The organism is Pseudomonas sp. CLCA07 (genome assembly GCF_053615335.1).
Genome location: NZ_CM132131.1, coordinates 3,359,868 through 3,371,119, shown reverse-complemented (window position 1 = coordinate 3,371,119; position 11,252 = coordinate 3,359,868). Strand labels below are relative to the sequence as shown.

Annotated in this window: 10 protein-coding genes; 7 read left to right on the top strand and 3 right to left on the bottom strand. The window is 59.3% G+C overall.

Annotated features, from left to right (window positions below):
- Positions 1-145: 145 nt before the first annotated feature.
- The 5 genes from gshA to tauD all read left to right on the top strand — a co-directional run bounded on the left by gshA (position 146) and on the right by tauD (position 5,542).
- Positions 146-1,729, top strand: coding sequence for a glutamate--cysteine ligase (gshA, locus tag ACWGZX_RS15555; protein WP_452624493.1), 1,584 nt, complete (start codon positions 146-148; stop codon positions 1,727-1,729).
- A gap of 231 nt (positions 1,730-1,960) precedes the next feature.
- Positions 1,961-2,938: a taurine ABC transporter substrate-binding protein gene (gene tauA / locus ACWGZX_RS15550; RefSeq protein ID WP_452624492.1), complete on the top strand. Its 978-nt coding sequence runs from the start codon at positions 1,961-1,963 to the stop codon at positions 2,936-2,938.
- Positions 2,939-2,954: 16 nt separating this feature from the next.
- Positions 2,955-3,749, top strand: coding sequence for a taurine ABC transporter ATP-binding subunit (gene tauB, locus ACWGZX_RS15545; RefSeq protein WP_452624491.1), 795 nt, complete (start codon positions 2,955-2,957; stop codon positions 3,747-3,749).
- A complete protein-coding gene (gene tauC / locus ACWGZX_RS15540; protein WP_452628935.1) occupies positions 3,746-4,579 on the top strand; it encodes a taurine ABC transporter permease TauC in 834 nt (277 codons plus the stop codon). Before tauB ends, tauC begins: the two co-directional genes overlap by 4 nt.
- A gap of 120 nt (positions 4,580-4,699) precedes the next feature.
- Positions 4,700-5,542, top strand: coding sequence for a taurine dioxygenase (gene tauD, locus ACWGZX_RS15535; RefSeq protein ID WP_452628934.1), 843 nt, complete (start codon positions 4,700-4,702; stop codon positions 5,540-5,542).
- 164 nt (positions 5,543-5,706) lie between these two features.
- Here the strand turns inward: tauD and mgrA are convergent, their stop codons facing one another.
- Both mgrA and ACWGZX_RS15525 read right to left on the bottom strand, forming a co-directional pair.
- Positions 5,707-6,744 carry an L-glyceraldehyde 3-phosphate reductase gene (gene mgrA / locus ACWGZX_RS15530; protein WP_452628933.1) on the bottom strand — a complete coding sequence of 346 codons (1,038 nt, stop codon included), beginning with the start codon at positions 6,742-6,744 and terminating at the stop codon, positions 5,707-5,709.
- Positions 6,745-6,881: 137 nt separating this feature from the next.
- The gene (locus ACWGZX_RS15525) at positions 6,882-7,769 is read right to left on the bottom strand and encodes a LysR family transcriptional regulator (RefSeq protein WP_452628932.1); all 888 of its coding nucleotides are present in this window, start codon (positions 7,767-7,769) and stop codon (positions 6,882-6,884) included.
- 122 nt (positions 7,770-7,891) lie between these two features.
- On the opposite strand from ACWGZX_RS15525, the gene ACWGZX_RS15520 reads away from it, so the two are divergent.
- On the top strand, positions 7,892-8,626 hold the full coding sequence (locus tag ACWGZX_RS15520; RefSeq protein WP_452628931.1) for an SDR family oxidoreductase: 735 nt from the start codon (positions 7,892-7,894) through the stop codon (positions 8,624-8,626).
- A gap of 150 nt (positions 8,627-8,776) precedes the next feature.
- Positions 8,777-9,037: a hypothetical protein gene (locus tag ACWGZX_RS15515; protein ID WP_452628930.1), complete on the top strand. Its 261-nt coding sequence runs from the start codon at positions 8,777-8,779 to the stop codon at positions 9,035-9,037.
- Positions 9,038-9,053: 16 nt separating this feature from the next.
- Here ACWGZX_RS15515 and betT read toward each other — a convergent pair whose 3' ends face one another.
- Complete coding sequence (gene betT, locus ACWGZX_RS15510) at positions 9,054-11,009, bottom strand: choline transporter BetT (RefSeq protein ID WP_452629021.1); 1,956 nt, start codon at positions 11,007-11,009, stop codon at positions 9,054-9,056.
- Between the last annotated feature and the right edge of the window lie 243 nt (positions 11,010-11,252).

Sequence of the window (11,252 nt, the reverse complement as noted above, 5' to 3'; positions counted from 1 at the left end):
TCGCTCCCACAGGGAATTCCTTGGCTGGCTGCCAGCAGCCGTGTACGGTCCGAAAACCAGGCGAAAACGCCAGTTTTAACTTCACCCTTGTAGACCGTCTTGCCCACCCCCATATTGGGGCGACTGACGCGTGAAGGAATCCAACTTGAGCGAACTTCTCAACCGCCGCCTGGCTCTGCTTGGCGAGCGCGCTAACCTCTCTCTGCTCGAACAGTGCCTTCACGGCATCGAACGTGAATGCCTGCGCGTGACCGGCGAAGGTCGCCTGGCGCAAACGCCGCACCCGGAAGAATTGGGTTCCGCGCTGACCAACGAACAAATCACCACCGACTATTCCGAGTCGCTGCTGGAGTTCATCACGCCCGCCCTGCCCGACCCGGCAGATACCTTGGCGAGCCTGGACAAGATTCACCGCTTTGCCTACAGCAAGCTCGGCAACGAGTTTCTGTGGAGCCCCTCAATGCCGTGCCCGTTGCCGGCCGAGGAAGACATTCCGATTGCCTATTACGGCACGTCCAACATCGGTCAGCTCAAGTATGTCTATCGCAAGGGCCTGGCCCTGCGTTATGGCAAGACCATGCAGTGCATCGCCGGGATTCACTACAATTTCTCCCTGCCGGAAAAGCTCTGGCCGCTGCTCAAAGAAGCCGAAGGCTTTGTCGGCACCGACCGCGATTATCAGTCCTCGGCCTACATCGCGCTGATCCGTAACTTCCGCCGCTACAGCTGGCTGCTGATGTACCTGTTCGGCGCCTCGCCTGCGTTGGATGCCGGCTTCCTGCGCGGCCGTTCGCACCAGCTGGAACAACTGGACCCGGACACCTTGTACCTGCCGTACGCCACCAGCCTGCGCATGAGCGATCTGGGTTACCAGAGCAACGCCCAAGCCGGTTTGACGCCGTGCTACAACGACCTGTCGAGTTACACCGACAGCCTGCGCAAAGCGGTCGCCACGCCGTATGCGCCGTATGTCGAGATCGGGACGCATCAGGACGGTGAGTGGGTTCAGCTCAACACCAACATCCTGCAGATCGAAAACGAGTACTACTCCAACATCCGCCCGAAACGCGTGACCTACACCGGCGAACGGCCGATCCAGGCGCTGGTGGCCCGTGGTATTCAGTACGTTGAAGTGCGCTGCCTGGACATCAACCCGTTCCTGCCGATGGGCATCGACCTCACCGAGTCGCGCTTCCTCGACGCCTTCCTGCTGTACTGCGCGCTGAACGACAGCCCGTTGTTGACCAATACTTCCTGCAGCAACGCCACCTCCAACTTCCTCAGCGTGGTCAAGGAAGGTCGCCGTCCGGGCCTGCAATTGCAACGCAACGGTCAACCCGTGGACCTCAAAGAGTGGGCCAGCGAGTTGCTGGAGCAGATTGCTCCGTTGGCGGCGATGCTGGATCAAAGTCATGGTGGCGATGCACACAGCAAGGCGCTGGATACGCAGTTGGCCAAGGTCAAGGACCCATCGTTGACGCCTTCGGCCCAGGTGCTGGCGGCTATGGCGGGGCACAAGGAAAGCTTTGCTCAATTCTCCCTGCGTCAGAGCCGCGCACATGCGGCGTTTTTCCGCAGCGAGCCTTTGAGTGGTGAAGATCAGGCGAAGTTTGAAGAACTGGCGCGCTCGTCGTTGGCGGCGCAAGTGGAGCTGGAGCAGAACGAAGTCGGCGATTTCGACGTGTTTGTCGGGTCGTATCAGGCGAGCATTCTGGCGATCAGTAACTAATCAATTCCTCTTGTTGACGCTGGCTTGTGTAGGAGCTGGCTTGCCAGCGAAAGCGGTGTATCGGTCACCCCGCCTTCGCTGGCAAGCCAGCTCCTACAATCGTTTCATCGCATCACATCCTTAGGATTTCCCGCTCATAAGCTAATTCGAAAATGTTATTTATTTTCTGATTTTTAGATCATTTAGTCTCCTTTGACGCCGACTCTCGGTCGCCTGACAAGGAGCTTCCCAATGAAACTGCATTTCCCTCTTCGCCTTCTGGCGGCCGCCTCTTTGGCTGCAGCGAGTTTCTTTGCTCACGCGGCTGACGTCACTGTCGCCTACCAGACCACCGTAGACCCGGCGAAAGTCGCCCAGGCCGACGGCGCGTACGAAAAAGCCACTAATGCCAAAATCGACTGGCGCAAATTCGACAACGGTGCCGACATCATCGCTGCCATCGCATCCGGCGACGTGCAAATCGGCTACCTCGGTTCCAGCCCTCTGACCGCTGCGATCACTCGCAAAGTCCCGGTAGAAACGTTCCTCATCGCCACCCAGATCGGCGCCGCCGAAGCCCTGGTCGCTCGTGACGGATCCGGGATCAAGACGCCACAGGACCTGATCGGCAAGAAAATCGCCGTGCCCTTCGTTTCCACCGGCCATTACAGCCTGCTGGCCGCGCTGAAGCACTGGAACATCGACCCGTCGAAAGTCACCGTCCTCAACCTCGCCCCGCCCGCCATCATCGCCGCATGGAAACGTGGCGACATCGACGCGACCTACGTGTGGGACCCTGCCCTCGGTGTGGCCAAGGAAAACGGCAAAGTGCTGATCACCTCGGGTGAACTGGCCAAGTTCGGCGCCCCGACCTTCGATGCCTGGATCGTGCGCAAAGACTTCGCTGAGAAGCACCCGGAAATCGTTACCGCGTTCGCCAAGGTCACCCTCGACGCCTACGCCGATTACCGCAAAGACCCGAAAGCCTGGCTCGCCAATCAATCCAACGTCGACAAACTGGTGAAGCTCTCCGGCGCCAAGGCCAGCGATATTCCGCTGCTGCTGCAAGGCAACGTCTACCCGCTGGCGGCTGATCAGGTGATCACCCTCGGCGCGCCGACCACCAAAGCCATCACCGACACCGCAGCGTTCCTCAAGGAACAAGGAAAGGTCGAGGCCGTGCTGCCCGACTACGCCCCGTACGTCAGCGCCAAGTTCATCACCAACTGATCCGGAGTTAATCGCGATGGCCTTGCTACAGCTGGAGCGCATCAGCGCACAGTACCCCGGCAGTCCGGAACCGGTACTGGTGGATATTTCCCTGAGTCTTGGGCCCCGGCAATTGCTGGTCGCCCTCGGCCCGTCTGGCAGTGGCAAGACTTCGCTGTTGAACCTGATTGCCGGTTTTGTCGAGCCGAGTGCCGGGCGCATCACCCTCGATGGCGTGGCGGTCAAAGGCCCGAGCGCCGAGCGTGGCGTGGTGTTTCAGGACGATGCGCTGCTGCCTTGGCAGGATGTCCTGGCCAACGTCGGCTTCGGTTTGGAACTGGCCGGTGTTTCCCGGGAAAAACGCGAAATCCGCGCTCGGGAAATGCTCGCGCTGGTCGACCTTTCCGGTTTCGAAAACCGACGCATCTGGCAGCTCTCGGGCGGTCAGAAGCAGCGTGTCGGACTCGCCCGCGCATTGGCCGCCGATCCCCGTGTTTTGCTCATGGACGAGCCCTTCGGCGCCCTCGACGCGTTCACCCGCGAACAGATGCAAGAACTGCTGCTGCAAGTCTGGCAGCGCACTGCCAAACCGGTATTTCTGATTACCCACGACATTGAAGAAGCGGTATTCCTCGCCACGGATCTGATTTTGTTGGCGCCCAATCCTGGGCAAATCGTCGAGCGCCTGAGCCTGGATTTCGGCCAGCGTTACGCCGCCGGTGAATCGGCCCGAGCCATCAAGTCCGACCCACGCTTTATCGAAACCCGCGAACACGTACTCGCCAAAGTGTTCTCCCAACGCAGCGCCGCCACGCGGCAGGAGCGCGCATGAGCAGCTATGAAATTCCGGCCTTAGCGGTGAAACCCGGCTCGACAGTGATTCCGGTTCGTCGCAGTTTGAGCACACGCTGGATCAGCGTTCTGACACTGGTCGCCCTCGTTGCCATTTGGTGGGCCGTGACCGCCACGGGAATGATCGAACCGCTGTTCCTGCCACCACCGTCCGCCGTGTTGCAAAAAGGCTGGCTGCTGGTGACCACCGGCTACATGGATTCGACGTTGTGGCAGCACTTGGGCGCGAGCCTCAGCCGAATCGGCCTCGGCCTGGGGTTTGCCGTGCTGACGGCTGTGCCGGTTGGCATTGCCATCGGTCACAACCGTATCGCTCGCGGCATTCTCGATCCGCTGATCGAGTTCTATCGCCCGATTCCGCCCTTGGCTTACTTACCGCTGATCGTTATCTGGTGCGGTATCGGTGAGCTGTCGAAAGTGTTGCTGATCTACCTGGCGATTTTCGCCCCGATTGCCATCGCCACCGCCACTGGCGTGCGCACCGTAGACCCGGCCAAATTACGTGCCGCCCAGTCGTTGGGCGCGACCCGCGCTCAGTTGATTCGTCATGTGATTCTGCCGAGTGCCTTGCCGGACATTTTGACCGGTGTGCGCATCGGCCTGGGTGTGGGTTGGTCGACGCTGGTCGCCGCTGAATTGATTGCGGCCACCAGCGGTCTGGGCTTCATGGTGCAGTCAGCCGCGCAGTTCCTGGTCACCGATGTGGTGGTGATGGGGATTCTGGTGATTGCGCTGATTGCCTTCGCCATGGAAATGGGCCTGCGCGCCTTGCAACGCAAGCTGGTGCCGTGGCACGGCCAGGCTCACTGATTACTACTGTAGGAGCGAGCTTGCTCGCGAAGAGGCCTTCAGCTTCAACATCAATTTTGACTGACACGTCGCCTTCGCGAGCAAGCTCGCTCCTACACCCCCGGATTGAAGAGAACCGCCATGAGCCGCCTGAACATCGTCCCCTTAAGCTCCGCACTCGGCGCACAAATCAGCGGCGTCGACATCAGCCAACCGCTGACCCCGGAGCAACGCGACGCCATCGAGCAGGCACTGCTTAAACATCAAGTGCTGTTTTTCCGCGACCAGCCAATCACCCCACAGCAGCAAGCGCGATTCGCCGCGAATTTCGGCGATCTGCACATTCACCCAATCTACCCGAATGTGCCGGAACAACCGGAGGTGCTGATCCTCGACACCGCCGTCACCGACGTGCGTGACAACGCGATCTGGCACACCGACGTGACCTTCCTGCCGACCCCGGCCATGGGCGCGGTACTCAGCGCCAAGCTGCTGCCGGAGTTTGGTGGCGACACGTTGTGGGCCAGCGGGATTGCAGCGTATGAAGCGCTGTCGGCACCGATGAAGACCTTGCTTGAAGGGCTGACCGCTACCCACGATTTCACTCGTTCATTTCCGCTGGAGCGTTATGGCAACACACCCGAAGCGCTGGTTCAGTGGGAGGAAGCGCGGCGCAAAAATCCGCCTTTATCACACCCGGTTATTCGCACACACCCGGTGAGCGGGCGCCGCTCGTTGTTTGTCAGCGAAGGCTTCACGTCGAAGATCAATGAGTTGTCGGAAACCGAGAGCGAAGTGATTTTGAAGTTTTTGTTCGCTCATTCAACGCAACCGGAATTTACCATTCGCTGGCGTTGGCAGAAGGATGATGTGGCGTTTTGGGATAACCGCGTGACTCAGCATTACGCGGTGGATGACTACCGCCCGGCGCGTCGGGTGATGCAGCGGGCGACGGTGTTGGGGGATGTGCCGTTTTTTCGGTAAATCCCTGACTTCTTTGTTGTTTGTACTGACCCCTTCGCGGGCAAGCCCGCTCCCACAGTGGTCATGTGTTGAACCAACAATCTGGGGCCAACCGATAAACCTGTGGGAGCGAGCCTGCTCGCGAAGGCGATATAACAGGCGCCAAATAATCCGGCGCCGAACGCTTACTCAGCAGTCGAAGGCTTCTCCCAAAGATTAATCCCGCCTTCATGGGCAAACCGGTCAATCTCCGCCAGTTCTTCAACGCTAAAGCTCAAATTCTTCAACGCCCCGACGTTCTCGATAATCTGCTCCGGTCGGCTCGCCCCGATCAGCGCCGACGTCACCCGTGGATCGCGTAGCGTCCACGCCAACGCCAATTGCGCCAAACTCTGCCCACGCCCCTTGGCGATTTCGTTGAGCCCACGCACATGGGCGATGTTGGCTTCGGACAAGTGCGAAGACTGCAACGAACCACCGCCCGGACGATTGACCCGCGCATCCTTCGGAATGCCGTTGAGGTATTTGTCGGTCAGCAGCCCCTGCGCCAACGGCGTGAAGGCAATAACGCCAGTGCCGAGTTCGTCGGTGACGTCCAGCAGGTCTTTTTCAATCCAACGATTGAGCAGGTTGTACGCCGGCTGATGAATCAGCAGCGGCACTTTCCACTCCTTCAAAAGCGACGCCATTTCACGGGTTTTCACCCCGGAATACGACGAGATGCCGATGTACAACGCCTTCCCCTGCTGCACCGCAGTGGCCAGTGCACTGGCAGTTTCTTCCAGCGGCGTATCCGGGTCGAAACGATGCGAGTAGAAAATATCCACATAATCCAACCCCAGACGCTGCAGGCTCTGATCCAGGCTGGCCAGCACGTATTTACGCGAACCACCGCCCTGCCCGTAAGGACCGGGCCACATGTCCCAACCCGCCTTGCTGGAGATGATCAGCTCATCGCGATATTGCTTGAAGTCTTCACGCAGCAAACGACCAAAGTTGATCTCGGCACTTCCGTATGGCGGGCCGTAGTTGTTGGCCAGGTCAAAGTGGTTGATGCCCAGATCGAACGCCGTGCGCAACAACGCGCGCTGGGTATCGATCGGCGTGCTGTCACCGAAGTTATGCCACAGCCCCAGAGACAGCGCCGGCAGCACCAAACCGCTGCGGCCTACGCGGCGGTAAGGAATGGAATCGTAGCGGTTTTCGGCAGCGGTGTAGGTCATCGAATCCTCTCTTGTCGGTCTTGAATGCGGTATCGACTGCGTCGCAAGTTGCCCAGCATACGCCCAGACAAACGCCGATAAACCTCGGACTCGAGAAAATGCTGAAACGTTTCATGGATTTTTAATCTGATCGGCTATCACGCCCCCGCAAACACCTCCCCCAACCAATCCACAAACACCCGAACCCGTGGCGACATGTGCCGGTTGTGCGGATACAACACCGAAACCGGCATTGGCGGAGGTGGAGTGTCGGTGAGGACTTCCCGCACCAGCCCTTGGGCAATCTGCGTTTCCATCCGGTAATGCGGGCACTGGATCAGCCCGAGCCCGGCGATCGCCGATGCGGCGTAGATTTCTGCGCCGAACACTGAAAGCGCGCCGTCGATGGCGACTTCCTTCAGTTCGCCATTCACCATGAATTCGAATGGAAACAGCTTGGCGGTGGTGCGTGAGACGTAGTTCACCGCGCGGTGATGTTTGAGATCATCGAGGGTTTTCGGTTCGCCGTATTTGCGCAGGTATGCGGGGCTGGCGCAGGTGATCTGGCGCAGATTCGCGATACGTTTTCCGATCAGTGCCGAATCACTCAACGTGCCCGCGCGCAGTACGCAGTCGACGCCTTCGGCGATCAAGTCGACAAAGCGGTCGGACTCGCTGATGGACAGTTCTATCTGCGGGTAGCGCTCCATGAATTGCGGCAATGCGGGTATCACAAAACTTTTCGCCAGCGTGCCGTGCAGGTCGACGCGCAACCGGCCTTTCGGTGCGCAACCGCGAAACGCCAGTTCGGCCTCCTCCAGTTCCGCCAGCAGTTGCACGCAGCGCAAATAGTAGGCCTCGCCGTCCAGCGTCGGACGCACCTTGCGCGTACTACGCTCCAGCAACCGCGTGCCGAGCCAGGCTTCGAACTGGTTCAGGGTGTGCGTCAACGTTGCGCGCGGCAGGTTCAGGTCTTCGGCTGCCAGGGTAAAGCTGCTGCGCTCGTAGATCCGCACGAAGACCTTCATCGCTTTGACTTGATCCACGTGGGGCTCCGATTGTTGGCGATTATTGAACAGTAAAGGCAACTCTCGTGCATTTATCGGCCTGAGTAAACATGTGAATCTGGCTTCACACCAAGCCAACCATCTCATCAGGAATCAACCTCATGACTACTCAGAAAGTTGCCATCGTCACCGGCGCCTCCCGCGGTATCGGCGCCGTGATTGCCAAACAGCTGGCCAGCGACGGTTTCGCCGTCGCCATCAATTACGCCAGCAGCGCCACCGAAGCTTCGGCCCTGGTGGTGGAATTGCGCCAGGCCGGCCATCAAGCCATAGCGATCAAGGCTGATGTGGCCAACGCTGACGACGTGCGCCGGATGTTCGACGAGACTGAAACACAACTGGGGAAAGTCGACGTGCTGGTCAACAACGCCGGCATCCTCAAGGTGATGCCACTGGCGCAACACACCGATGAATTGTTCGAGCAAACCTTCAACATCCACGCACGCGGCACCTTCAACACCTTGCGCGAAGCAGCGACGCGATTGAACAGTGGCGGGCGGATCGTCAACTTCTCCAGCAGCACCGTCGGCCTGAACTTGCCGGGTTATGCGGTGTACATCGCCAGCAAAGCGGCGGTGGAATCGTTGACTCAGGTGTTTGCCAAGGAAATGCGCGGGCGCAATATCACCGTGAATGCCGTGGCGCCAGGGCCGGTTGCGACCGAGTTGTTTTTGCACGGCAAGAGCGAGGAGCAGATCCAGAACTTCGCCAAGATGCCTCCGCTGGAGCGCCTGGGTCAGCCGGAGGATATTGCTCGCGTGGTGTCATTTCTGGTCGGGCCGGATTCAGCCTGGATCAATGGGCAGATTTTGCGCGCTAATGGTGGGTTGGTTTAACTATGCTCAGACTGATACCGCAGTGACCCTTTCGTCGGAACGCCGCCCGGAGCCGGCTCGCTCCCACATGATCGCGGTGAATCCTGTGGGAGCGAGCCTGCTCGCGAAAGCGGTTTATCAGGCAACACACATCGAACGGGTGAACTCACCATGCACACAGCCATCATCATCACCTTCGGCCTGGCCCTCCTCGCCATGATGCTGTTCATCGGCGAGAAAATCGGCTTCAGCCGCCAGACACTGACCTACAGCTTTGTGGTCCTGTGGCTGGCATTGACGGTGATCAACGGTGCCATCGGCGTGGTCACTGCCGGCCACCCCCTGAGTTCAGAACTGGCAATCGGCACGGCGGTGTTCAGTGTGCCGGTGGCAGCGCTGGTTCTGTTCATGGTGTTGAGCGTCGAGGCCTGAAACAGGCCCCGCACGGCTAACGCACCAAGTGTAAAAACTGCAGATGCCGTTCGTACTGATCAAGGATGTCGTTGATGATCTGATCCTTGGTGTAACCCACCAGATCGTAGTCCTGACTGCCTTCGCTCAAATGCACTTCTGCCCGGTAGTAACGGCGGTTGTTGAGTTGTTTGGACCCCATCCCGCCGCGGGCAAATGATGGCGTGAAATAGCCGCGCATCTGCACCTGATAAATAAACGGATGTTCTTCACCGTGACCGATTTCCAGGCTGACGCTGTCGTTGGCCGGGTCCGGTTGCGTGATCACATTCAAACCTTTCTCGACGAACACCGCCGACACTTCCTCAATCGCCGGGCGCACCGTCGAATCCAGAAAACGGTACACCTCATCGCGGGACGGGAAGTGCACCGCCTGACTCAAGCGCTGACGCCAGCCACCGCGTCGTGAGCCGGCCACCGGCGCCAGGGAATGCAATTGCGCGATCTGCTTCTGGGACTCCAGGTAGAACGCCTTGTGCAGCCCCCACATCATCAACAGCAAGATCAGCGAGAACGGCAGCGAGGTCAGCACCACCGCCGACTTCAACGCATCGATACTGCCGGAGAACAACAGCGCACTGGTCACCAGCGCCGTCATCGCGCCCCAGAACACCCGCAGCCATTTCGGCCCGTCTTCATCCGGGTTGCCACCCTTGGCGGACAACGTCGACAGCACCACCGTGCCGGAGTCAGCCGAGGTAACGAAGAACACGAAGCTGATGAACACCGTCACGGCGATCACGGTTTTGCTCCACGGATAAGTTTCCAACAGCAGGTAAAGGGTCATCGACGGGTTGTCGATGGCCGACATACCGAGCGCGCTCATGCCGTGGTTGAGCACCTGATCGATGGCGCTGTTACCAAAGATCGACATCCACGCCAGGGTGAAGCCGAGTGGGATCAACAGCACGCCGAAGACGAATTCACGGATGGTGCGGCCACGGGAAATCCGCGCGATAAACAAGCCCACGAACGGCGACCATGCGATCCACCAGGCCCAGTAGAACACCGTCCAGCCACCGAGCCAGTCGCTGGGTTTGTCGTAGGCGTACAGGTCGAAACTCTTCATCGGCAAAGCGCCGAGGTAGTCGCCGACGTTCTGGATCAGAGTATTGAGCAGGTGCTGCGTGGGGCCGGCGAACAACACGAACAGCAAAAGCGCGCAGGCCAGCAGCATATTGATGTCGGACATTACCCGCACGCCTTTATCGACGCCGGACACGGCGACGATGATCGCCGCGCCCATCATCAACGTGATCAGGCCGACCTGAATCCACTGGGTGTGAGCGATGCCGAACAGGTAATCCAGCCCTGAGTTGAGGTGCAGCACACCGAAACCCATGTCGGCACCGAGACCGAACACCGTGGCGATGATGCCGAAGCCGTCCACCGCATAACCGATGGGGCCGTTGATGCGCTTGCCGATCAGCGGATACAGCGCCGAACGCAGGGCCAGTGGCAGGTTATGCCGGTAAGCGAAGTAAGCCAGTGCCATGCCGACAAAGGCGAACACACCCCAGCCGTGCAGGCCCCAATGCAGAAACAGAATCTGCATCGCCTGACGTGCCGCATCCGCCGTACCGGCTTCACCTTGCGGTGGTTGCGCCAAGTGGGTCAGCGGTTCGGATACGCAAAAGAAAAACAGCGTGATGCTGATCCCGGCGGCGAACAACATGCCGGCCCAGGACAGGTAACTGAATTCGGGTTCGTCGTGGTCGGCACCGAGCTTGATCTTGCCGTAGCCGGACAAGGCGGTGACCACCACGAAGACCAGATACAGGGTCATCGCGAGCATGTAATACCAGCCGACCGTATTGGCCGCCCAGTTTTGCGCCGCCAGCAGCCAGGCACCGGCCTGTTCAGGCATGGCGATAACGACAATGCCGAAGAGCAGAATGAAGCTCGCCGAGAAGTAGAACACCGGCGGGTTCATGCGGATCAGGCCGCTGGGAGGAAGGGACGATGCACTCATGAAACGTGCACCTCGATGGAGTAAAACGTGGCTGTAGAAATCGGACTCAGCAAAGGCAAGCCTCCTGTTGTGAGCGGGCAGCGAACCGCCGGTTTAACTTGAATGAACGTTCAAGTTAAACATGGATAGGGGGCTAAGGACTAATCCAGAGGCTCGGCGGTCGTGCTTGTAAGCTAGCTCAAGGATGGAAATGACGCGGGGTTT